This is a genomic window from Streptomyces sp. RB17 (assembly GCF_009604455.1).
Classification (GTDB): Bacteria; Actinomycetota; Actinomycetes; order Streptomycetales; family Streptomycetaceae; genus Streptomyces.
In genome coordinates this window covers 42,570-64,828 of sequence record NZ_WEGL01000013.1, presented here as the reverse complement: position 1 = coordinate 64,828, position 22,259 = coordinate 42,570, and the positions used below count along the sequence as shown (strand labels likewise).

Genomic DNA, 22,259 nt, shown 5'->3' with positions numbered 1-22,259 from the left:
GCCACATTCGCTCCCCCTCGGCTTCGTCTGGGGGAGAGTGAATGTGGCTACGCCACATTCACTCGCTGTCCGGGCGGGGCTGCCTCCAGCCACGCGAGGAATCCGGTCAGCGCGTCTTCGCTCATGGCGAGTTCGAGGCGCGTGCCCCGATGTGTACAGGCGAGGACCACCGCGTCGGAGAGCAGTGCCAGTTCCTCCTCGCCCTCGGGAAGCCGGCGGCCGGCCACCTCGATCTGGGCGCGCTCCAGGGTGCGGCGCGGGCGGAAAGCGTAGGAGAAGACGCGGTACCACTCGATGCGGTCGCCGTTGTAGCGGGCGACGCCGTAGGACCAGCCCTTGCCGTTGGCGTCCGGTTTCTCGGCCACGTCCCAGCGCAGGGAACAGTCGAAGGTGCCGCCGGAGCGCTGGATGAGTCTGCGGCGCAGCCCGAACAGGAACAGTCCCACCACCACGAGCGCGATCACGATCCCGCACACAGTCAGAGCGAGGACCATCGGCACCGACCTCCTCGTCTCCTAGGTAATGGAACGGAAAAAACACCCACATCTACCTCAGCCGCGGCTGGGACCCGAAGGTCCCAGCCGCGGCTGAGTCACATCACCGCACAGCGCTTGGCGTCAGCGGGCCGCCGCCGCACGCAGGCGGACGTCCGCGCGGCGCTCGGCGGCGGCGTCGCCCTCCGCCTTCGCGCGCTCCAGGTCCCGCTCCGTGCGCTGGACATCGATCTCGTCCGACAGCTCGGCGATCTCCGCCAGCAAGGACAGCTTGTTGTCCGCGAACGAGACGAAACCGCCGTGCACCGCGGCGACGACCGTTCCACCGTCACTCGTACGGATGGTCACCGGGCCCGACTCCAGCACACCGAGCAGCGGCTGGTGACCGGGCATGACGCCGATGTCGCCGGACGTGGTGCGCGCGACGACCAGGGTGGCCTCGCCGGACCAGACCTGGCGGTCGGCGGCGACCAGCTCGACGTGCAGCTCAGCAGCCAAGGGTGGCTCCTCGGGTCACCACCCGGCAGGGGCGCCGGGTGTTGGGGTCAATTCTAGTGGGCGTGACGGAGGGGGCGGGACGCACCCGCCCCCTCACATGAACTCAGGGAGTTCAGGAGACGCCCAGCTCCTTGGCGTTGGCCTTGAGGTCCTCCAGGCCACCACACATGAAGAACGCCTGCTCCGGGAAGTGGTCGTACTCACCGTCGATGATCGCGTTGAACGCGGCGATCGACTCGTCCAGCGGCACGTCCGACCCGTCGACGCCGGTGAACTGCTTGGCGACGTGGGTGTTCTGGGACAGGAAGCGCTCCACGCGACGGGCACGGTGGACGACGAGCTTGTCCTCCTCGCCGAGCTCGTCGATACCGAGGATCGCGATGATGTCCTGGAGGTCCTTGTACTTCTGCAGGACCGTCTTCACGCGCATGGCGGCGTTGTAGTGGTCCGCGGAGATGTAACGCGGGTCCAGGATCCGGGACGTGGAGTCCAGCGGGTCCACGGCCGGGTAGATGCCCTTCTCGGAGATCGGACGGGACAGAACCGTCGTCGCGTCGAGGTGGGCGAAGGTGGTCGCCGGGGCCGGGTCGGTCAGGTCGTCGGCGGGGACGTAGATCGCCTGCATCGAGGTGATCGAGTGACCGCGGGTCGAGGTGATGCGCTCCTGCAGGAGGCCCATCTCGTCGGCCAGGTTCGGCTGGTAACCCACCGCGGACGGCATACGGCCGAGCAGGGTGGAGACCTCGGAACCGGCCTGCGTGAAGCGGAAGATGTTGTCGATGAAGAACAGCACGTCCTGCTTCTGGACGTCACGGAAGTACTCGGCCATGGTCAGGCCGGCCAGCGCGACGCGCAGACGGGTGCCCGGGGGCTCGTCCATCTGACCGAAGACCAGGGCGGTCTTGTCGATGACGCCGGAGTCCGACATCTCCTCGATCAGGTCGTTGCCCTCACGGGTGCGCTCACCGACACCGGCGAACACGGAGACACCGTCGTGGTTGTTGGCGACACGGTAGATCATCTCCTGGATGAGCACCGTCTTGCCGACACCGGCGCCGCCGAACAGGCCGATCTTGCCGCCCTTGACGTACGGGGTGAGCAGGTCGATGACCTTGACGCCCGTCTCGAACATCTCGGTCTTGGACTCGAGCTCGTCGAAGTTCGGGGCCTTGCGGTGGATCGGCCAGCGCTCGCCGTCGTAGGTCTCGTCGACGTTCAGCACCTCACCGAGGGTGTTGAACACCTTGCCCTTGGTGAAGTCGCCGACCGGCACGGAGATGGAGGCGCCCGTGTCGGTCACCGGGGCCTGGCGGACCAGACCGTCGGTCGGCTGCATGGAGATGGTGCGGACCAGGCCGTCGCCCAGGTGCTGGGCGACCTCCAGGGTCAGCGTCTTCTTCTCGCCCGCGTTCGCCGGGTCGGAGACCTCGACGTGAAGGGCGTTGTAGATTTCCGGCATCGCGTCGACGGGGAACTCCACGTCGACGACCGGGCCGATGACCCGGGCGACGCGGCCCGTAGCCGTCGCGGTCTCAACAGTGGTGGTCATTATCGGTCACTCCCCGCGGTCGCGTCGGCCAGGGCGCTCGCGCCACCGACGATCTCGCTGATTTCCTGGGTGATTTCGGCCTGGCGGGCCGCGTTGGCAAGACGGGAGAGCGTCTCGATGAGCTCGCCCGCGTTGTCGGTGGCCGACTTCATCGCGCGCCGCGTGGCGGCGTGCTTCGAAGCGGCCGACTGGAGCAGCGCGTTGTAGATACGGCTCTCCACGTAGCGCGGCAGCAGGGCGTCGAGGACGTCCTCCGCCGACGGCTCGAAGTCGTACAGCGGGAGGATCTCCCCCTTGGGGTGAGCCTCCTCGGCGACCTCTTCGAGGCGCAGCGGAAGCAGCCGGGCGTCCAGCGCCGTCTGCGTCATCATCGAGACGAACTCGGTGAACACGATGTGGAGCTCGTCCACGCCACCGTCCGCCGTCTCCTTCTCGATGGCCTCGATCAGGGGCGCCGCGACCTTCTTGGCGTCCGCGTACGTCGGCTCGTCCGTGAAGCCCGTCCACGACTCCGTGACCTTGCGCTCACGGAAGTTGTAGTGGGCGACACCGCGCCGGCCGACGATGTACGTGTCGACCTGCTTGCCCTCGCGCTCCAGGCGCTCGGTCAGCTGCTCCGCCGTCTTGATGGCGTTGGAGTTGAAGGCGCCGGCCAGACCGCGGTCGCTCGTGAGGAGCAGGACCGCGGCACGGGTCGGGTTCTCCGTCTCCGTGGTGAGCGGGTGCTTGGTGTTCGAGCCGGTGCCGACCGCCGTGACCGCGCGCGTCAGCTCGGTCGCGTACGGCGTGGAGGCCGCCACCTTGCGCTGCGCCTTGACGACGCGCGAGGCGGCGATCATCTCCATCGCCTTGGTGATCTTCTTGGTCGCGCTGACGGATCGGATGCGACGCTTGTAGACCCGGAGCTGGGCTCCCATGAGTCAGGTCCCTTCCTTACGTCACTTGGCGGCAGCGGCAGGAACGTCCTCGCCGAGCAGCTTGCCGTCCGAGGTCTCGAACTGCTTCTTGAACTCGGCCACCGCGTCGTCGATCGCCTGGATCGTGTCGTCCGACATCTTGGCGCCCTCCCGGATGGAGGTCATCAGGCCCTGGTGCTTCCGGTGCAGGAAGTCGATCAGTTCCTTCTCGAAGCGGCGGATGTCGGCGACCGGGACGTCGTCCATACGGCCGTTGGTGCCGGCCCAGACGGAGACGACCTGGTCCTCGGTGGCCATCGGCTGGTACTGGTCCTGCTTCAGCAGCTCGACCATGCGCTGACCGCGCTCCAGCTGGGCCTTCGAGGCCGCGTCCAGGTCGGAACCGAAGGCGGCGAACGCCTCCAGCTCACGGAACTGGGCGAGGTCCACACGAAGGCGGCCGGAGACCTGGCGCATCGCCTTGTGCTGGGCGGAACCACCGACTCGGGAGACGGAGATACCGACGTTCAGCGCGGGGCGCTGACCGGCGTTGAACAGGTCCGACTCCAGGAAGCACTGGCCGTCGGTGATGGAGATGACGTTGGTCGGGATGAACGCCGAGACGTCGTTGGCCTTGGTCTCGACGATCGGCAGACCGGTCATCGAACCGGCACCCATGTCGTCGGAGAGCTTGGCGCAGCGCTCCAGCAGCCGGGAGTGCAGGTAGAAGACGTCACCCGGGTAGGCCTCGCGGCCCGGCGGACGGCGCAGCAGCAGCGACACGGCGCGGTAGGCGTCGGCCTGCTTCGACAGGTCGTCGAAGATGATCAGGACGTGCTTGCCCTGGTACATCCAGTGCTGGCCGATGGCCGAACCGGTGTACGGGGCGAGGTACTTGAAGCCGGCCGGGTCGGACGCCGGGGCGGCGACGATGGTCGTGTACTCCAGGGCGCCGTTCTCCTCCAGCGCGCGGCGCACGCCGGCGATGGTGGAGCCCTTCTGGCCGATGGCGACGTAGATGCAGCGGACCTGCTTCTTCGGGTCGCCGGTGCGCCAGTTGTCGCGCTGGTTGATGATCGTGTCGACGGCCAGGGCGGTCTTGCCGGTCTGGCGGTCACCGATGATCAGCTGACGCTGACCACGGCCGATCGGGGTCATCGCGTCGACGGCCTTGTAGCCGGTCTCCATCGGCTCGTGCACCGACTTGCGCTGCATGACCGTGGGGGCCTGCAGCTCAAGGGCACGGCGGCTGTCGGTCTCGATCTCGCCGAGGCCGTCGATCGGGTTGCCGAGCGGGTCGACGACACGGCCGAGGTAGCCCTCGCCGACCGCGACGGAGAGGACCTCACCGGTGCGCGTGACCGGCTGACCCTCCTCGATGCCGCTGAACTCACCGAGGACGATGGCACCGATCTCGCGCTCCTCGAGGTTGAGGGCGAGGCCGAGGGTGCCGTCCTCGAACTTCAGCAGTTCGTTGGCCATGGCCGAGGGAAGACCCTCGATCTTCGCGATGCCGTCGCCGGCAAGGGTGACCGTACCGACCTCCTCGCGCGAGGCCGCGTCCGGCTTGTACGACTGGACGAAGGTCTCCAGTGCGTCCCGGATCTCCTCCGGCCGGATCGTGAGCTCCGCCATCTGGGTTCCCTGCTCTCCTTGTTGGGCCCGAAGTTTCACTTGGGGGGGATGGGGACTCCCCCCTGTAAGAGGTGAATCCTCTGCACGGCCCAACCAGGGCCGTAATTACGTACTGCTTTTCTCGAGATATCGAGTTGTCTCGAATACCGAGCTGTCCCGAATATCGAGTTGCTGCTAGCTCGCCATGCGGCGGGCGGCGTCGTCCAGCCGGTCCGCGAGGGAGCCGTTGATGACCTCGTCACCGACCTGCACCCGGATACCGCCGATGACCTCGGGGTCCACGTCCAGGTTGAGGTGCATCCGGCGGCCGTACAGCTTGGCGAGGGCGGCGCCGAGGCGCTGCTTCTGGCCGTCGGTCAGCGGCACCGCCGAGGTGACGACGGCGACCACGCGGTCCCGGCGCTCGGCGGCCAGCTTGGACAGGGACTCCAGTCCCGCTTCCAGGCTACGTCCACGCGGCGCGGTCACAAGGCGCGTCACCAGACGCTCGGTGACCGGCTTGGCCCGTCCGCCGAGCAGCCGGTGCAGCAGCTCGGTCTTGGCGGCCGCGCCGGCGGCACGGTCGGTCAGCGCGGCGCGCAGCTCGGTGCTGGAGGAGACGATCCGGCCGAACCGGAACAGCTCGTCCTCGACGTCGTCGAGGGTGCCCGTCTTCTCCGCGGCCGTGAGGTCGGCGATGCTCGCCAGCTCCTCCAGCGCGTCCACCAGGTCGCGGGACTGCGACCAGCGGGAGCGCGCCATCCCGGCCACCAGGTCGGCGGCGGACCCGCTGACCTGGCCACCGATGAGACGCTGGACCAGCTCCGCCTTGGCCTCTGCGGGCTGCGCCGGGTCGGTGAGGACCCGGCGCAGGCCGGCCTCGCGGTCGAGCAGCGCGGTGACGGCGGCCAGCTCGTCGGCGAGCGAAGCGGCGTCGACGGACGTGGAGTCCGTCAGCGCGTCGAGACGCTCACCTGCGGCTGCCAGGGCCTCGCGGCTCGCTCCGTTCATCGCGTGGCCTCGGCCTTCTCCTCGAGCTCGCCGAGGAAGCGGTCGATCACACGGCTCTGCCGGGCGTGGTCCTCGAGGGACTCACCGACGAGCTTGCCGGCCAGTTCGGTGGCGAGCTTGCCGACGTCCTGCCGGAGCGTGGCAGCGGCGACCTTGCGGTCGGCCTCGATCTGGGCGTGCCCGGCGGCGACGATCTCCTCGCGCTGCCGCTGGCCCTCGGCCCGCATCTCGGCGATGAGCGCGGCACCCTGCTCCTGCGCCTCCTGGCGCAGGCGCGCGGCCTCGTGCCGGGCCTCGGCGAGCTGGGCCTTGTACTGCTCAAGGACGCTCTGGGCCTCGACCTTCATGGCGTCGGCCTCTTCGATACCACCTTCGATCGCCGCGCGGCGCTCCTCCAGAACCTTGTTGATGTTCGGAAGCAGCTTCTTCCAGAAGAAGAAGAACACGATGGCGAAGGCGATGGTGCCGACGAGCAGCTCGGGACCCTCGGGAACGAGCGGGTTCCCGCCCTTCTCCGGGGCCGCCAGCTGAACCAGGTTGGCGATCACATCAGTGCCTTTCGTCGATACGTGTGGGTACGGAGGTCTTACTTCGTACCGAACACGAACGGCATGACGATGCCGATGAGGGCGAGCGCCTCACAGAAGGCGAAGCCGAGGATCTGGTTGGCGCGGATCAGGCCCGCGGCCTCGGGCTGACGGGCGAGCGCCTGGGTGCCGTTGCCGAAGATGATGCCGACGCCGATGCCGGGGCCGATGGCGGAGAGGCCGTAACCGACGGAACCGATGGAACCGGAGACAGCGGCGAGGGTCTCAGTGGCAGCCATGCTGAATCTTCCTTCTCTTTACGGACCGGTGGGGGTTGGCCACCGGACGACCGGGGGTGTGGTGGGGCTCAGTGGTGCTCGGCGAGAGCGCCCTGAATATAGGAGCAGGCCAGCAGTACGAAGACGTACGCCTGGACGGCCTGGACGAAAAGCTCGAAGCAGATCATGGCCATCGTCATCACGAAGGAGACGCCGGCGGCCGGGATCATCCAGCTGTTCAGCAGGTACCAGGAGGCGACGGTGAACATCACCAGCATCAGGTGACCGGCGAACATGTTGGCGAAGAGTCGCACCGCGTGCGTGAACGGGCGGACCAGCAGGTTCGAGAAGAACTCGATGACCATGACGAGCGGCAGCACCGCACCGAGCGACTTGTCGTAGCCCGTCACGTTCTTGAAGAAGCCGACGAAGCCGTGACGCTTGAAGGTCAGGGAGACCCAGATGACCCAGACGATCACGGCCAGAACCATCGGGTAGGCGACGATCGAGCCCACCGGGAACTGCGCCAGCGGGATCACGGACCAGACGTTCATGATCCAGATGAAGAAGAAGAGGGAGACGATGAACGGCACCCACTTCTCGCCCTCGCGCTTGCCGAGCGTCTCGTACACGATGCCGCGGCGCACGAAGTCGTAGCCGGCCTCGCCGACCATCTGCAGCTTGCCCGGGATGACCTTGGCGTTGCCGAAGGCGGCCCAGAAGAAGCCGACGACGAGCGCGGTGGTGATGAGCGCGAGCAGCATCACCTTGTTGAAGTCGAAGCCGCCGACCGTGAAGAGCGGCGTGAACAGGAAGGAGTGCAGGCCCGGAGCCGGAAAGCCACACCCGTTGTCGGACATGATCCGACAACTCCAGTCAAAGGCGAGCTGGGTCTGGTCAGCACTCACCGCGGGCTCCTTCGGCGTGACGCATGGGTACGGCAACCTCGTTGTGTCGGCGCGGCGCGCGGCCGCGGATCGGCACCGGACTGGTGTTACGGATGTGGGGGCGGCTGGGGGGCATCGAGCCTCGCGATCGAGCAGGCGTCAGCTCAGATGCCCGCGCCCGCGATGCCGCAGTTGGCACCGGACGATAGCAGGAGATCTCACAAGCCTTTATCCCGCCCCTACCCCTCACGACGACGGCCCTGTCTTCTCGGGCTTGTCACTCTTCGCGGAGTCCGGATCGATATAGAAGATCTTGGCCTTCAGGTGCGCGCGGGCCTGCGCGGCCATCCACGCGACGGTCGTGACCACGATCCCCACGGCGAACGCCTTGCCGTTGAAGAGGGAGGTGCCTTTGAAGACGGCGACGAAGATGAAGAGCAGCAGCAACTGGGCCATGTAGAGCATGAGGCCCATCGCCTGGAACAGCTGCGGGAGCGTTTTTGCCGTCCACTGCAGCACGTAGAGGCCGATTCCCATGAACAGGATGGCCAGCACCGTGCCGACGGCCGCGCCGAGCGCGCCCTTACCCCCTGCGACCGCGGCGCTCACAGCGACGGCGATCGCGCCTGCAGCCGCTGCGGGCACAGCGATCTGCAGTAGGTTCCGGGCGTCTTTGGACGGCATGGCGGCAACTCCGCTTTCACAGGGGGCAGGGTGTCGTCATGGACGAGCGTAGTCCCGGGCTGAGTGATCGAGACCTCACACCAATGGACCGTCGCACTACGGTCCTTCGGCTCTGTCCGGGGTTCTCGTGAACCGTATCACAAACTATTTGATGAGGTCTTTACTCGTCACGTGTGCTTGCTGTCACACATGAGAGTGACAGTGCACGTCTGCGCAGAGACCGGGCCCATTTGTCTGGTATTGGGGGACTTTATTCCCCCACGAGTTGGCAATGCTCTCGTCAGATTCTTACCTTGCCAGAGTCAGCGCCGGTCAAGGAAACGCGAACGGGGGCCGATCGCGGTCGCTCCGTTGACGCCCGAGACCCCGGCGGCGACGGGAGCCCGCTCCTCGGCCTCCTGTGCCTCCTGTGCCTCCTCCGCCTCCCCGATCACAGCGGCCTCGGCGGCACGGCGCCGCAGCCGGTAGCGCGGCGGCACGAACCGCTGGGCCCACATCGGGACCCGCGGCGTGAAGCGCGGGAGCAGCAGCAGGACCAGGCCGACCCCGCTCAGGGCCACCACGCCGAGCACGATCCACATCGACGCCGAGTTGACCGAGTACGCCAGTGCACCGAAGGCGATCAGCGCGGACCAGAAGTACATGATCAGCACGGCCCGGCTGTGCGAGTGGCCGATCTCCAGCAGCCGGTGGTGCAGATGCCCGCGGTCCGCGGCGAACGGGGACTGGCCGCGCCAGGTGCGCCGGACGATCGCGAGGACCAGGTCCGCCGCCGGCACCGCGATGATCGTCAGCGGGAGCAGCAGCGGGATGTAGACCGGCACCGTCTGGTGCACCGCCGCCTTCTCCGAGCCCGTGAACAGCGCGAGCGCGTCCGGGTCGAGCTGGCCGGTGATGGAGATCGCGCCGGCCGCCAGCACCAGGCCGATCAGCATCGAGCCGGAGTCGCCCATGAAGATCCGCGCCGGGTGCATGTTGTGCGGCAGGAAGCCCAGGCACATGCCCATGAGAATCGCCGCGAACAGGGTGCCGGGGGCGGCGGCCTCGATGCCGTACGAGTACCAGATCCGGTAGGCGTACAGGAAGAACGCGCCCGCCGCGATGCAGACCATGCCGGCCGCGAGGCCGTCCAGGCCGTCCACGAAGTTCACCGCGTTGATCGTGATGACGACGAGCGCCACGGTCAGCAGCGTGCCCTGCCACTGGGTCAGCGCCACGTTGCCGACGCCCGGGATGGGCAGCCACAGGATCGTCAGGCCCTGCACGACCATGACGCCGGCGGCGATCATCTGGCCGCCCAGCTTGATCAGCGCGTCGATCTCGAACTTGTCGTCCAGGACGCCGATCAGCCAGATCAGGGCCGCGCCGGAGAGCAGGGCCCGCGGCTCGTTCGACTTCGCGAAGACCTCGTTGAGGTTGGTCAGGTGGTCCGCGACCAGCAGGCCCGCGCACAGGCCGAAGAACATGGCGATACCGCCGAGCCGCGGAGTGGGTTCCCGGTGCACGTCACGCGCCCGGATCTCCGGCATCGCCCCGGCCACGATCGCGAACTTCCGTACCGGCCCTGTCAGCAGATACGTCACCGCGGCCGTGACGCAGAGCGTCAGCAGGTATTCACGCACAGGCTTCCCCACGAGTCTCGCTGGCCATCACAGCCCCACACCCTAGCGATGGACGTATATGGATGGGGACTTCCGGGTAGCCACGATGGTTGCACGGGTGGCTGTGAGCCACGGCGCACATCGGGGTGTATGGCACACCGCCTACCCCCGTTCAGCCCGGATACGGCGGAAACGCGCCTGTGAGAAGGCGCACCTCCTCCCGTGCCGCCGCCGGCTCGGTCTCGCCGCGCAGCACGCCCGCCAGCAGGGCGGCGATCCGCACCATCTCCGGCTCCCCCATGCCCTGCGTGGTCACCGCGGCCGTGCCCAGGCGCAGGCCGCGGCCGTCGCCGTGCGGCAGCGCACAGCAGTCCAGGACGATCCCGGCGGCGGCGAGCCGGCCGCGTGCGCTGCGGCCGTCCACCCCGAGCGGGGCCGGGTCGGCGGTGATCAGATGGGTGTCCGTGCCGCCGGTGGTGACGGTGAAGCCCTCGGCGGCCAGGTGACCGGCGAGCACCCGTGCGTTCGCGACCACCTGATGGGCGTACACGGCGAAGGCCGGTGTTGCCGCCTCGCCGAACGCGACGGCCTTCGCGGCGATCGTGTGCATCTGCGCGCCGCCCTGGGTGAACGGGAACACCGCGCGGTCGACGCGCTCGGCCAGTTCGCTCCCGCACAGGATCATCCCGCCGCGCGGACCGCGCAGCACCTTGTGGGTGGTCGCGCACACGATGTCGGCGTACGGCACCGGGCTCGGCGCCGCGCCGCCGGCGACCAGCCCGATCGGGTGCGCGGCGTCGGCGATCAGATAGGCCCCGACCTCGTCGGCGACCTCACGGAAGAAGGCGTAGTCGATGTGCCGGGGGTAGGCGATCGAGCCGCACACGATCGCCTTGGGCCGGTGGCCAAGGGCCAGGTGACGCACCTGGTCGTGGTCGATGAGCCCGGTCTCCGCGTCCACCCCGTACCCGACGAAGTCGAACCAGCGGCCGGAGAAGTTGGCGGGTGAGCCGTGGGTGAGATGGCCGCCGTAGTGCAGCCCGAGGGCGAGGACGGTGTCACCGGGGCGCAGCAGGGCCGCGTAGGCGGCCAGGACGGCAGAGGAGCCCGAGTGGGACTGGACATTGGCGTGTTCGGCGCCGAACAGCTCCTTGGCCCGGTCGATGGCGGCGCGTTCGGCGAGGTCGACGATCTCGCAGCCGCCGTGGTGCCGGGCGCCGGGATAGCCCTCGGCGTACTTGTTGGCGAGCGCGGAGCCGAGGGCGGCGAGCACCGCCGGCGAGCAGAAGTTCTCGGCGGCGATCAGCTGCAGGGTGGTGGACTGCCGGTCCAGCTCCGCGAGGAGGATCTCGGCCATCGCCGGGTCCTGCCGCCGCAGGACATCGGTCTCGAGGGTATGGGTGACCGACATGGCGGGCTCCCGGGCGGTCGACGGTGACGTGTACCCAATGTAGGACGGAGATGTGCGTTATGCCCGGTATTGCAGCGCCTCCGGGGCACTCAGGTCCGCGCCGGTACTCCGGTCAGCGCCGTGACCACCGGATCCAGCGCCTCGTGTATCTCGTCCCCGATCGACCGGAAGAACGGAAGGGGCGCCCCGTACGGGTCGTGGACCTCGTCCGCCTCCACCGTGGGCGCCAGCAGCCACCCGCGTAGAGCCGCCGCCGCACGCACCAGGGCGCGTGCGCGCATGACCACGCCGTCGTCCAGGGGCGGCAGGGTGGCCGGATCTATCGCCCGGACCAGCCGGGTGAACTCCTTCAGGGTGAAGGTGCGCAGGCCCGCCGAATGGCCCATGGAGATGACCTGGGCGCGGTGGTCGCGGGTGGCGGTGAGCACGAGGTCGGCCCTGATGACGTGCTCGTCGAGCAGCTCCCGGCCGAAGAAGCCGGAGGCGTCCGCGCCGAACTCCCCCAGCACGGCCTCCGCGTTGGCCTCCATCGGCGCGCCCTCGTGGCCCCAGGTGCCCGCGCTCTCCACGATCAGACCGCCGCCGAGCACGCCGAGCCGCTCGGCGACGAAATGCCGGGTCAGCCGCTCGGTGATGGGCGAGCGGCACACATTGCCGGTGCTGACGTGGAGGATGCGGAAGGTGTCGCGCGGAAACCCGAAAGTGGTCGTCTCCTCCGCGACACGTTCGCCGACGCCTATGCCACGCCCCGCTTCAGGGGCCGTCAATTCGCCACCTCGAGGTCGGGTACGACCTTGCGCAGCTCCTCCGGGGAGATCGCGCCCTCGCGCAGCAGCACCGGCACCGGGCCGCTGACGTCCACGATGGACGAGGGCACATTGGCCGGGGTGGGGCCGCCGTCGAGGTAGACGGAGACGGAGTCGCCGAGCATCTCCTGCGCGGCGTCGCAGTTCTCCGGCGCCGGGTGGCCGGTGAGGTTGGCCGAGGACACGGCCATGGGACCGACCTCGGTGAGCAGCTCGATGGCGACCGGGTGCAGTGGCATGCGCACGGCAACCGTGCCCCGGGTGTCGCCGAGGTCCCACTGCAGGGACGGCTGGTGCTTGGCGACGAGCGTGAGGGCGCCCGGCCAGAAGGCGTCGACCAGCTCCCAGGCCAGCTCGGAGAAGTCCGTGACGAGGCCGTGCAGCGTGTTCGGGGAGCCGATGAGGACGGGGGTGGGCATGTTGCGGCCCCGGCCCTTGGCGGCGAGCAGGTCGGCGACCGCCTCGGAGGAGAACGCGTCGGCGCCGATGCCGTACACCGTGTCGGTCGGCAGCACCACCAGCTCGCCCCGGCGGACGGCGGACGCGGCCTCGCGCAGACCCGTCGCGCGGTCGGTCGCGTCGTTGGTGTCGTATCGCCGTGCCATCTTTAGCGGGCCTCCTCGTACACGTACTGCGGGACATGAGTCTGCGGGGTCACGGCAGCGCCTTGCGGGCGGTCGCGAACCGGGGGCGCTTGTTGAGGTCGGGGTGGTCGGCCGCGTCGGCCCAGCCCCGCTCCTCGGTGAAGATCCACGGCACCTGGCCGCCCTGGGTGTCGGCGTGCTCGACCACGACGACCCCGCCGGGACGCAGGAGACGGTGAGCGGTGCGTTCCAGGCCCCGGATCAGGTCGAGGCCGTCCTCGCCGGAGAACAACGCCAGCTCGGGGTCGTAGTCACGGGCCTCGGGAGCCACGTACTCCCACTCCGTGAGCGGGATGTACGGCGGGTTGGAGATCACCAGGTCGACCTGCCCGTCGAGGTCGGGGAAGGCCGTCAGGGCGTCACCCTGGCGCAGGTCGACCCTGGACCCCTCCACGTTCTTGCGGGTCCACTGGAGCGCCTCCTCGGACAGCTCCACGGCGTGCACACGCGAGCGCGGGACCTCCTGGGCGAGGGCGAGCGCGATGGCGCCGGAGCCGGTGCACAGATCCACGATGCACGGCTCGACGACGTCCATGGCGCGCACGGCGTCTATGGCCCAGCCGACCACGGACTCGGTCTCCGGCCGGGGCACGAAGACGCCCGGCCCGACCTGGAGCTCCAGATAGCGGAAGTAGGCCCGCCCGGTGATGTGCTGCAGCGGCTCGCGCTGTTCGCGCCGGGCGATGACCTCCCAGTACCGGGCGTCGAAGTCCGAGTCCTTCACGGAGTGCAGTTCGCCGCGCTTCACGCCGTGCACGAACGCGGCCAGCTCCTCCGCGTCGGTGCGCGGCGAGGGCACGCCGGCGTCGGCCAGCCGCTGGGTGGCCTGGGCCACCTCCGCGAGCAGCAGGTTCACGCGAGTCCTCCGTGTCGTACTCGTACTTGTGCTCGTACGTGCGTACGTGTCTTACGCGGCCGCCAGCTTCGCCGCCGAGTCGGCGTCGACGCAGGCCTGGATGACCGCGTCCAGGTCGCCGTCCAGGACCTGGTCCAGGTTGTACGCCTTGAAGCCGACGCGGTGGTCCGAGATGCGGTTCTCCGGGAAGTTGTAGGTGCGGATCTTCTCGGAGCGGTCGACCGTGCGGACCTGGCTGCGGCGGGCGTCCGCGGCCTCCCGCTCGGCCTCCTCCTGCGCCATGGCGAGCAGCCTGGAGCGCAGGATACGCAGCGCCTGCTCCTTGTTCTGCAGCTGACTCTTCTCGTTCTGGCAGGAGGCGACGACCCCGGTCGGCAGGTGCGTGATGCGCACCGCGGAGTCGGTGGTGTTGACCGACTGGCCGCCCGGGCCGGAGGACCGGTACACGTCGATGCGGAGGTCGTTGGGGTTGATCTCCACGTCCACCTCCTCGGCCTCCGGGGTCACGAGGACACCGGCGGCGGAGGTGTGGATACGGCCCTGCGACTCGGTCGCCGGGACGCGCTGCACGCGGTGCACACCGCCCTCGTACTTCAGCCGGGCCCACACGCCCTGGCCGGGTTCGAGCTGGCCGCGGGCCTTGACCGCGACCTGGACGTCCTTGTAGCCGCCCAGCTCGGACTCGGTGGCGTCGATGATCTCGGTCTTCCAGCCGACGCGCTCGGCGTAGCGCAGGTACATGCGCAGCAGGTCGCCGGCGAAGAGGGCCGACTCGTCGCCGCCCGCGCCCGCCTTGATCTCCAGAATGACGTCCTTGTCGTCACTCGGGTCGCGCGGGATCAGCAGGAAGCGGAGCTTCTCCGTCAGCTCCTCGCGCTGCTTCTCCAGGTCCTTGACCTCGGCGGCGAAGTCGGGGTCGGCGGCCGCGAACTCGCGCGCGGTCTCGGCGTCGTCGCCGGCCTGCTTCCAGGAGCGGTACGTGGCGACGATCGGGGTCAGCTCGGCGTAGCGCTTGTTCAGCTTGCGCGCGTTCGCCTGGTCGGCGTGGACCGACGGGTCGGCGAGCTTCTTCTCCAGATCGGCGTGCTCGGCGACGAGTTCGTCGACGGCCTCGAACATCTTGGGCTCCTGTACTGCGGTGAGGGGAAGGGCGGGCGACCAAAAACGCCGGTCCCGGGCACACCCCGGCGAGGGCGTGACCGTGGACCGGCGAAATGGGGCTCGCTACTTCTTGGAGCCGGCGGCCTTGCCGAAGCGGGCCTCGAAGCGGGCCACACGGCCACCGGTGTCGAGGATCTTCTGCTTGCCCGTGTAGAACGGGTGGCACTCGGAGCAGACCTCGGCCCGGATGGTGCCGGACTCGATGGTGCTGCGGGTGGTGAACGACGCGCCACAGGTGCAGCTGACCTGCGTCTCGACGTACGCGGGGTGGATGTCGCGCTTCAAGGTGTCTCCTAGGTTTCGGGAGGGCGCCGGGTCGCCGCCGCGGGGTGCGGGAGCGTGAACCGGGGCCGACGTACCAGTCTGCCAGGACTGGGGCCATCCCCCAAAACTGGGGGCCACTGTTCTTTATTCCTCGAGGGTTTTCGCCCGCCCCGCGCCCCTTACGGGGCGTTCACCACGCCCTTGGCCTCGCCGGTGGCCGTGCCCGCGGTCGCCGACTTCGGGATCGGGCGGTCGTTCTTCAGGGCGTCCCAGACCAGCTGGGCCTTCTGCTTCTCCATGAGGACGCGGTTGGGGTTCGACGGGTCGTACTGGACCGGCATGGTGATCATGGTCATGCGGTGGGAGCTGATGCCCTTGAGGCCGTCGGCGAAGTCGATGAGGGAGTTGACCGAGCCGAGTTCGGAGTCGGTGGTGACCGTCTTGGTGGCGGTGTCGGCGAGGTCGTACAGCTTCTTGGGGCTGGTGAAGACGCCGACGTGCTTGACCTGGCCGATCAGTGCCTTGACGAAGGCCTGCTGGAGCTGGATGCGGCCCAGGTCGGAGCCGTCGCCCACGCCGTGCCGGGTGCGGACCAGGCCGAGGGCCTGCCGGCCGTCGAGGGTGTGGGTGCCGGCCTGGAGGTTCAGATGGCTCTGCGGGTCGTCGATGTTCCTGGTCGTGGTGACCGGGACTCCGCCGAGGTCGTCGATGAGCTTCTGGAAGCCCGCGAAGTCGACCTCGAGGTAGTGGTCCATGCGGATGCCGGTGAGGGACTCGACGGTCTTCACCGCGCAGGCGGCGCCGCCGGTGGAGTAGGCCTCGTTGAACATCACGCCGTTCGCGGCCGGGTGCGTGGTGCCCTTGGTGTCGGTGCAGGCCGGACGGTCGATCAGGGTGTCCCGGGGGACGGAGACCACGGAGGCCTTCTTGTGGCCCTCGTAGACGTGGACGATCATCGCCGTGTCGGAGCGGGCGCTGCCGTCGTCGGTGCCGCCGCCGAGCTTCTTGTTGGAGCCGGAGCGGGTGTCCGAGCCGAGGACCAGGATGTTCTCGGAGCCGTTGTCGATCTTCGAGGGCCGGTCGTTGCCGAGGGCCTGGTCGATGTCGACGCTTCGGAGGTTGCCGTTGAGCTCGAAGTACAGGTACCCCGCGCCCGTACCGCCCAGCACGACCACCCCCGCGGCCGTCCAGGCCGCGACGCGCAGGGCCTTGCGGCTCCTGCTGCGGGCCTTGCGGCGGCCCCTGCCACTGCGGGGGCCGGGCTCGGCCGGCGTGGGTATGACGGGCTCCGGCGTGCTCTCGGCGGACACATTGCTCCTCAAGTCGTCGTCGGTCGGTTACCCCCTGCTTTCAGGGTCAGGCGCGGTCGGTACCGCTCCATCGTCGCTCCGTAAGGGCAGACGGAGAAACTCGGGCCAGGGTTGCACGACGCACCGTGCCCATCGCGTAGGGCGATGGGCACGGTGGGTCATCGGGTCACGGGCGGTGAGCCTCGCTCACCTGGGGCTTCAGCCCCAGAGGTCGTATGCCTGGAAACCGGTGCCAACCGAGATTCTTGTGGCAAAGATCTCGCTGGTCGCCTTGCCGGTGCCCGGGTACAGGTAGAGCGTGCCGCCGGAGGTGCGGGCCAGGAAGTCCGCCTTGCCGTCACCGGTGATGTCGCCGACCGCGTCGAAGGCGTTGTAGCCGGTCCAGCCGCTGCGCACCTTGATCCGGGAGGCGAAGGCACCCGAGCCGGACTTGCCGGTGCCCCGGTACAGGTACACGTCGTCGGTGCCGCTCTGGCGGGCGATCAGGTCGGCCTTGCCGTCGCCGTCGAAGTCGCCGTGGCCGCGCAGGGAGTTGTACTGGCCCCAGCCGGTGCCGACCTCGACGCGGGCGGAGAAGGTGCCGTCGCCCTTGCCCGGGTAGATCCACAGGATGCCGGAGGAGTCGACCGAGAGGAGGTCGGGCAGGTAGTCGCCGGTCACGTCACCGGGAGCGACGGTGAACTTCCGGCTGGACCAGTTGCTGAAGATCTCCTTCTTGCTCCAGCTCTGGGTGGCCGGGATGTAATGCAGCCAGAAGACCGCCCCGTCGCTGCTGCGGCGCAGGACGAAGTCCTGGTAGCCGTCCCGGTCCAGGTCCGTCTGCAGGATCGTGTTGTAGCCGGAGAAGCTGCCCCAGGAGACGCGGGACGCGAAGGAGGTGCCCTTGGAGTCCTTCTCATAGCCGGTGTTCGTGGAGTGCTCGCGCACGAACAGGTCGGCCTTGTGGTCGCCGCTGAGGTTGGTGTCGTCGATGCGCGGGTAGGCGGCGCCGACGTAGGTGCTGACCTTCGTGAAGACGGCGTAGGCCCCCTTCGCGACGCAGTTCGTGACACCCCAGGAGACCACGCCCACGATCCGGTTGTTCACGATCAGCGGGCCGCCGGAATCACCGTTGCACGTGGTGGTGGTGCCGCTGTCGCTGCCGGTGGCGGGGTTGCCGACGCAGACCATGTGGCCCGCGACGAACACGGAGCTGCCGTAGGCGGTCGTGCAGGTGCTGTCGGACTGGATCGGCAGCGTGGCCGTCTTCAGCGTCTGCGAGATGTCCTGGCTGGTGGAGCTGGTGCGGCCCCAGCCGTAGACCTTGGCGCTGGTGCCGGCCTTGTACGAGGTCGTGTCGCTGGACGTCGTCATGCGGATCGGCGTGGCCTTGATCGGCGTCGGCAGGGTCAGCACGGCGATGTCGTTGTTGGCGGGCGGCTGGGTGTTCGTCGTCCCCGCGGTGTACGACGGGTGGTTCCACTGCCGCCAGACGCCGGAGACCGTGCCACCGTGCAGATCGGTGTTGCCGGAGGAGTCGGTGGTGGGCAGCTGGTCGGTGCCCGTGAGGATGGCGCCGTTGGCGTGCCAGTCGTAGCCCTTGACGCAGTGCGCGGCGGTGAGGATCTTCGTCGGCGCCACCACGGCACCGCCGCAGAAGAAGCTGACGTCGTCGCCGGTGCTGCTGGTGCCCTTGTCGTCGTAGTACCAGAGCTGGGCCATCCACGGGGCCGAGCTGATGCTCGTGGTGGTACCGCCGATGATCATCGGGCTGACGGTGGACGTCGACGACGAACCGGACGAGGTCCCGGAGCCGGATGCCGTGGACGAGGAGGACGAGGAAGACGAGGAAGACGTGTCCTTGGTCTTCGAGGCCTTCTTGAAGTCCTTGTCGGTGGCGAGCGCGCCCGTGACGCGGTGGGTCAGCTCGGAGAGCGACGCGGAGCTGGTGGCCGGCTTGACGGTCGGCGCGGCCGAGGCCGTCGTGGCGCCGGCGGAGGTGGTCAGCAGCGCGGCGGCGACGGCCGCGGCGACACCGGCGGCGGCGACGGGCAGGCCGATGCGTATACGGCGTCTGTGCCGGCCGCTGCGGGGCAGAGGTGTGGACAAAGAGTCCCCCCATGGAGCGTGAGTCAGAAGGGGTGCGTGATGCGCACCCGTACCTCTCAGCGCCAAAGGGCCGCCCCCCGTCACCGACGTGACGGGGGGCGGCCCTCTTTCTTACCCAGTCTCTACCGGCTAGTCGCCGTTCCCGGGCGTCGGCGTCGTCTTCTGAATCTGCATCAGGAACTCGACGTTCGACTTGGTCTGCTTCATCTTGTCGAGCAGCAGCTCGATCGCCTGCTGCTGGTCGAGCGCGTGCAGAACGCGGCGCAGCTTCCAGACGATGCCCAGCTCCTCGGCCCCGAGCAGGATCTCTTCCTTACGGGTACCGGAGGCGTCCACGTCCACGGCCGGGAAGATCCGCTTGTCCGCGAGCTTGCGGTCGAGCTTCAGCTCCATGTTGCCCGTGCCCTTGAACTCCTCGAAGATCACCTCGTCCATGCGGGACCCGGTGTCCACGAGAGCCGTGGCCAGGATGGTCAGCGAACCGCCGTCCTCGATGTTGCGCGCCGCACCGAAGAACCGCTTCGGCGGGTACAGCGCGGTCGAGTCGACACCACCGGACAGGATGCGGCCGGAGGCCGGCGCCGCCAGGTTGTAGGCGCGGCCCAGACGCGTGATGGAGTCGAGCAGCACGACGACGTCGTGGCCCAGCTCCACCAGACGCTTGGCGCGCTCGATGGCGAGTTCGGCGACCGTGGTGTGGTCCTCGGCCGGGCGGTCGAAGGTCGAGGAGATGACCTCGCCCTTGACCGACCGCTGCATGTCGGTGACCTCTTCCGGACGCTCGTCGACGAGGACGACCATCAGGTGGCACTCGGGGTTGTTGTGCGTGATCGCGTTGGCGATCGCCTGCATGATCATGGTCTTGCCGGTCTTCGGCGGGGCCACGATCAGACCGCGCTGGCCCTTACCGATCGGCGAGACCAGGTCGATGATGCGGGTGGTGAGCACGCCCGGGTCCGTCTCCAGGCGAAGGCGGTCCTGCGGGTAGAGCGGGGTCAGCTTGTTGAACTCCGGGCGGCCACGGCCGTGTTCGGGCGCCATGCCGTTGACGGAGTCGAGGCGGACCAGCGCGTTGAACTTCTCGCGGCGCTCGCCCTCCTTGGGCTGACGGACCGCGCCGGTGACGTGGTCACCCTTGCGCAGGCCGTTCTTGCGGACCTGGGCGAGGGAGACGTACACGTCGTTCGGGCCCGGCAGGTAGCCGGAGGTCCGGATGAAGGCGTAGTTGTCGAGGATGTCCAGGATGCCCGCGACGGGGATCAGGACGTCGTCCTCGGCGAGCTGCGGCTCGGCGATCTCGTCGCGGCCACGGCGGCCACGGCGGTCGCGGTAGCGGCCGCGACGGCCCCGACGGCCGCCCTCGAAGTCGTCCCCGTCCTCGTCGGCCCGCTGACGGTCCTGCCGGCCGCCCTGCTGCTGGCCCTGCTGCTGACGCTGGCCGCCCTGCTGGTCGTCGCCCTTGCCGCGGCGGTCACGGTCGCGGTCGCGGTCACGGCCGCGCTCACGGCGGTCGCGGCGGCCACGGCCCTCGCCGTCACCGGCGTCGCCCTTGGCGGCCTCGCCCTGCGGCTGCTGGGCGGCCGTCTCGGCCTTGGCCTCGGCGGCGACGGTCTCGGCGCTGCTCGCGGCGGGGCTGCCGGCCTCCGCGGTGGCGCGGCGGCGACGGCGCTCGGTCGGCGCGTCGTCGGAGGCGGGCTGACCGGGGATCTCGATCTGCTGCTGGGCCACGGCCTTCTCGGCGGGGGCCTCGGTCTTGGCCTCCGCCTTCTTCTCGGCTTCCTCGCCGGTACGGGCCTTGGAGGTGGCGCGGCGCTTCGGCTTGGTCTCGGTGGCGGCATCGCCCTTGGCGGCGGCTCCCCCGGCGGGGGCACCTCCACCGGCGGCCTGCGCCTCCTTGATGACCTCGATCAGCTGGCTCTTGCGCATCCGCGCGGTGCCCCTGATGCCGAGGCCCGAGGCGACCTGCTGCAGCTCGGCCAGCACCATGCCCTCGAGGCCGGTACCGCGGCGCCGCCGGGAGCCGGCACCGGTGGCAGGCGCGGAGGCGTCCGTGGCGGGCGCGGCAGCGGTCTCCTCGACACGTGCGCCCATCAGATCGGTGGTGTCGCTCACGAAGGGTCCTTCCCTGGAGCGGACGTCGGCCTGTCTGGCTCGGCGACCGGTTGTGCTGTCCGGCTACGGTCCTTGCTTTCGGTGAACCGTGCCGGGGCGGTGGTCCGCCAAAGCGGCGGAAGAAATGTGCGGTGACGGCGCTTCCACGAGTCGTGGCACTCAGTGTCACGCGGCGTGGTAGCACCTGTTCCGGAGCGTGCCCAGTGGCCTGCTCAATGTCCGCATACGACGTACTGCCCAGGTACGGCGCACGGAACACGGAGTGGCGTGGGAGGCTCCCGGAAGAATGTCTGTCCCGAACTGGGACACAAGGCACCTCGCCATGGTGGGGTCGGGTGCAGACTTGAGGTTAACACTACCGGATCCAACAAACATTCCCCCTCTCCAAATCCGGCAACCGTGTGTCAGGTCGCAAGCGGCAGCACACTCGCTCCCTGCACATCGAGGTCCAGCCGGTTCGCGGCCCAGCCCGCACCCGCGAGGTGGGCCACCTTGTCGGCGCTCTCGGCGTCGGCCAACGCCATGACGGTGGGGCCGGCGCCCGAGATGACGGCCGGGATGCCGTCGGCGCGCAGCCGCTCCACCAGCGCGGCGCTCTCCGGCATGGCCGGGGCGCGGTACTCCTGGTGGAGGCGGTCCTCGGTGGCGGGCAGCAGCAGCTCGGGGCGCCGGGTGAGGGCCTCGACGAGCAGGGCGGCACGGCCCGCGTTGACGGCGGCGTCGACGTGCGGCACGGTGCGCGGCAGCAGGCCGCGCGCGGTCTCGGTCAGGACCGGCTTTCCGGGCACGAAAACCACCGGAACGATGGAATCGCAGGGTTCCATCCTGATCGCCCGGGCGGCGCCGGCCTCCATCCAGGACAGGGTGAAGCCGCCGAGCAGACACGCGGCCACGTTGTCGGGGTGGCCCTCGATCTCGGTGGCCAGCTCGAGCAGCGCCGCGTCGTCCAGACGGGCCTCGCCGCCTATGGTCACCGCGCGGGCGGCGACGATGCCGGCGCAGATGGCGGCGGAGGAGGAGCCGAGGCCACGGCCGTGCGGGATGCGGTTGGCGCAGACGATCTCCAGGCCGCGGGGCTGTCCGCCCAGCAGATCGAAGGCGGTGCGCAGGGACCGGACGAGAAGGTGAGACTCGTCACGCGGAAGGGTCTCGCTGCCCTCTCCCGCGATGTCGATGTGCAGCCCGGAGTCGGCCACCCGGACGACCACGTCGTCGTAGAGCCCCAGCGCGAGGCCGAGGGCGTCGAAGCCCGGGCCGAGATTGGCGCTGGTGGCGGGAACGCGCACCCGGACGGCGGCGGCGCGGAACGCTGGACCGGCCATCGCTCGTTGACTCTCCTTGAGCTGCGTGACTGTTGAAGGCATTCGATACGTACGTGGAGACCCTCAGGCCGCGCAGACGGCGCGGCGTCGCCCATATGCACAGACATATGCCAGGCATATGCAGCGGGCGGGTTCAGTACAGCCTATCGAAGGAAGGTTCTGTGGCGACATAGGGCGCACAGGAGGCGCACGATGCGTGTCGTAAGCCCCCTGTGCACCCTGTCAGGGAAAATCCGGGGTTCCCGC

At 69.1% G+C, this 22,259-nt stretch carries 21 protein-coding genes; all 21 read right to left on the bottom strand.

Annotated features, from left to right (window positions below):
- Positions 1-47: 47 nt before the first annotated feature.
- The 21 genes from SRB17_RS40485 to thrB all read right to left on the bottom strand — a co-directional run bounded on the left by SRB17_RS40485 (position 48) and on the right by thrB (position 22,013).
- Complete coding sequence (locus tag SRB17_RS40485) at positions 48-494, bottom strand: DUF2550 domain-containing protein (protein WP_153546539.1); 447 nt, start codon at positions 492-494, stop codon at positions 48-50.
- Positions 495-617: 123 nt separating this feature from the next.
- Complete coding sequence (locus SRB17_RS40480; protein ID WP_153546537.1) at positions 618-992, bottom strand: F0F1 ATP synthase subunit epsilon; 375 nt, start codon at positions 990-992, stop codon at positions 618-620.
- 112 nt (positions 993-1,104) lie between these two features.
- On the bottom strand, positions 1,105-2,541 hold the full coding sequence (gene atpD / locus SRB17_RS40475) for a F0F1 ATP synthase subunit beta (RefSeq protein ID WP_153546535.1): 1,437 nt from the start codon (positions 2,539-2,541) through the stop codon (positions 1,105-1,107).
- On the bottom strand, positions 2,541-3,458 hold the full coding sequence (locus SRB17_RS40470) for a F0F1 ATP synthase subunit gamma (protein ID WP_153546534.1): 918 nt from the start codon (positions 3,456-3,458) through the stop codon (positions 2,541-2,543). The genes atpD and SRB17_RS40470 overlap by 1 nt, the downstream gene beginning before the upstream one ends.
- Before the next feature lie 21 nt (positions 3,459-3,479).
- Positions 3,480-5,072, bottom strand: coding sequence for a F0F1 ATP synthase subunit alpha (gene atpA / locus SRB17_RS40465; protein WP_153546532.1), 1,593 nt, complete (start codon positions 5,070-5,072; stop codon positions 3,480-3,482).
- A 174-nt stretch (positions 5,073-5,246) separates the two neighbouring features.
- The gene (locus tag SRB17_RS40460) at positions 5,247-6,062 is read right to left on the bottom strand and encodes a F0F1 ATP synthase subunit delta (RefSeq protein WP_153546530.1); all 816 of its coding nucleotides are present in this window, start codon (positions 6,060-6,062) and stop codon (positions 5,247-5,249) included.
- Positions 6,059-6,610, bottom strand: a complete 552-nt coding sequence (locus SRB17_RS40455; protein ID WP_323377401.1) for a F0F1 ATP synthase subunit B — start codon at positions 6,608-6,610, stop codon at positions 6,059-6,061. The genes SRB17_RS40460 and SRB17_RS40455 overlap by 4 nt, the downstream gene beginning before the upstream one ends.
- 38 nt (positions 6,611-6,648) lie before the next feature.
- Positions 6,649-6,888 (bottom strand): ATP synthase subunit C, encoded by a 240-nt coding sequence (locus SRB17_RS40450; protein WP_053670587.1) that lies wholly within the window; start codon positions 6,886-6,888, stop codon positions 6,649-6,651.
- Positions 6,889-6,956: 68 nt separating this feature from the next.
- Positions 6,957-7,727: a F0F1 ATP synthase subunit A gene (atpB, locus tag SRB17_RS40445; RefSeq protein ID WP_153546655.1), complete on the bottom strand. Its 771-nt coding sequence runs from the start codon at positions 7,725-7,727 to the stop codon at positions 6,957-6,959.
- A 273-nt stretch (positions 7,728-8,000) separates the two neighbouring features.
- The gene (locus SRB17_RS40440; RefSeq protein WP_153546527.1) at positions 8,001-8,438 is read right to left on the bottom strand and encodes a hypothetical protein; all 438 of its coding nucleotides are present in this window, start codon (positions 8,436-8,438) and stop codon (positions 8,001-8,003) included.
- Between the two features lie 302 nt (positions 8,439-8,740).
- A complete protein-coding gene (locus tag SRB17_RS40435) occupies positions 8,741-10,060 on the bottom strand; it encodes an MraY family glycosyltransferase (protein WP_323377398.1) in 1,320 nt (439 codons plus the stop codon).
- Positions 10,061-10,211: 151 nt separating this feature from the next.
- Positions 10,212-11,450, bottom strand: coding sequence for a serine hydroxymethyltransferase (gene glyA / locus SRB17_RS40430; RefSeq protein ID WP_153546525.1), 1,239 nt, complete (start codon positions 11,448-11,450; stop codon positions 10,212-10,214).
- Between the two features lie 89 nt (positions 11,451-11,539).
- A complete protein-coding gene (locus SRB17_RS40425; protein ID WP_153546523.1) occupies positions 11,540-12,217 on the bottom strand; it encodes a protein-tyrosine-phosphatase in 678 nt (225 codons plus the stop codon).
- On the bottom strand, positions 12,214-12,861 hold the full coding sequence (locus tag SRB17_RS40420; RefSeq protein WP_153546521.1) for an L-threonylcarbamoyladenylate synthase: 648 nt from the start codon (positions 12,859-12,861) through the stop codon (positions 12,214-12,216). Before SRB17_RS40420 ends, SRB17_RS40425 begins: the two co-directional genes overlap by 4 nt.
- 49 nt (positions 12,862-12,910) lie before the next feature.
- A complete protein-coding gene (gene prmC / locus SRB17_RS40415; RefSeq protein WP_323377395.1) occupies positions 12,911-13,756 on the bottom strand; it encodes a peptide chain release factor N(5)-glutamine methyltransferase in 846 nt (281 codons plus the stop codon).
- Positions 13,757-13,807: 51 nt separating this feature from the next.
- Positions 13,808-14,875, bottom strand: a complete 1,068-nt coding sequence (prfA, locus tag SRB17_RS40410; RefSeq protein ID WP_153546519.1) for a peptide chain release factor 1 — start codon at positions 14,873-14,875, stop codon at positions 13,808-13,810.
- 105 nt (positions 14,876-14,980) lie between these two features.
- On the bottom strand, positions 14,981-15,202 hold the full coding sequence (gene rpmE / locus SRB17_RS40405; RefSeq protein ID WP_030740744.1) for a 50S ribosomal protein L31: 222 nt from the start codon (positions 15,200-15,202) through the stop codon (positions 14,981-14,983).
- 158 nt (positions 15,203-15,360) lie between these two features.
- Positions 15,361-16,491, bottom strand: a complete 1,131-nt coding sequence (locus SRB17_RS40400; protein ID WP_323377393.1) for an LCP family protein — start codon at positions 16,489-16,491, stop codon at positions 15,361-15,363.
- Positions 16,492-16,689: 198 nt separating this feature from the next.
- Positions 16,690-18,579: a trypsin-like serine protease gene (locus SRB17_RS40395; protein WP_228396572.1), complete on the bottom strand. Its 1,890-nt coding sequence runs from the start codon at positions 18,577-18,579 to the stop codon at positions 16,690-16,692.
- Between the two features lie 129 nt (positions 18,580-18,708).
- The gene (gene rho, locus SRB17_RS40390) at positions 18,709-20,691 is read right to left on the bottom strand and encodes a transcription termination factor Rho (protein ID WP_323377392.1); all 1,983 of its coding nucleotides are present in this window, start codon (positions 20,689-20,691) and stop codon (positions 18,709-18,711) included.
- A gap of 404 nt (positions 20,692-21,095) precedes the next feature.
- Positions 21,096-22,013 (bottom strand): homoserine kinase, encoded by a 918-nt coding sequence (gene thrB / locus SRB17_RS40385; RefSeq protein ID WP_153546515.1) that lies wholly within the window; start codon positions 22,011-22,013, stop codon positions 21,096-21,098.
- Between the last annotated feature and the right edge of the window lie 246 nt (positions 22,014-22,259).

What these genes read in the sequence shown, in the direction of transcription:
- SRB17_RS40485 (WP_153546539.1), bottom strand. Translation starts at nt 494, where the DNA reads ATGGTCCTCGCTCTGACTGTGTGCGGGATCGTGATCGCGCTCGTGGTG.
- atpD (WP_153546535.1), bottom strand. Translation starts at nt 2,541, where the DNA reads ATGACCACCACTGTTGAGACCGCGACGGCTACGGGCCGCGTCGCCCGG.
- SRB17_RS40470 (WP_153546534.1), bottom strand. Translation starts at nt 3,458, where the DNA reads ATGGGAGCCCAGCTCCGGGTCTACAAGCGTCGCATCCGATCCGTCAGC.
- atpA (WP_153546532.1), bottom strand. Translation starts at nt 5,072, where the DNA reads ATGGCGGAGCTCACGATCCGGCCGGAGGAGATCCGGGACGCACTGGAG.
- SRB17_RS40460 (WP_153546530.1), bottom strand. Translation starts at nt 6,062, where the DNA reads ATGAACGGAGCGAGCCGCGAGGCCCTGGCAGCCGCAGGTGAGCGTCTC.
- SRB17_RS40450 (WP_053670587.1), bottom strand. Translation starts at nt 6,888, where the DNA reads ATGGCTGCCACTGAGACCCTCGCCGCTGTCTCCGGTTCCATCGGTTCC.
- atpB (WP_153546655.1), bottom strand. Translation starts at nt 7,727, where the DNA reads ATGTCCGACAACGGGTGTGGCTTTCCGGCTCCGGGCCTGCACTCCTTC.
- SRB17_RS40440 (WP_153546527.1), bottom strand. Translation starts at nt 8,438, where the DNA reads ATGCCGTCCAAAGACGCCCGGAACCTACTGCAGATCGCTGTGCCCGCA.
- glyA (WP_153546525.1), bottom strand. Translation starts at nt 11,450, where the DNA reads ATGTCGGTCACCCATACCCTCGAGACCGATGTCCTGCGGCGGCAGGAC.
- SRB17_RS40420 (WP_153546521.1), bottom strand. Translation starts at nt 12,861, where the DNA reads ATGGCACGGCGATACGACACCAACGACGCGACCGACCGCGCGACGGGT.
- prfA (WP_153546519.1), bottom strand. Translation starts at nt 14,875, where the DNA reads ATGTTCGAGGCCGTCGACGAACTCGTCGCCGAGCACGCCGATCTGGAG.
- thrB (WP_153546515.1), bottom strand. Translation starts at nt 22,013, where the DNA reads ATGGCCGGTCCAGCGTTCCGCGCCGCCGCCGTCCGGGTGCGCGTTCCC.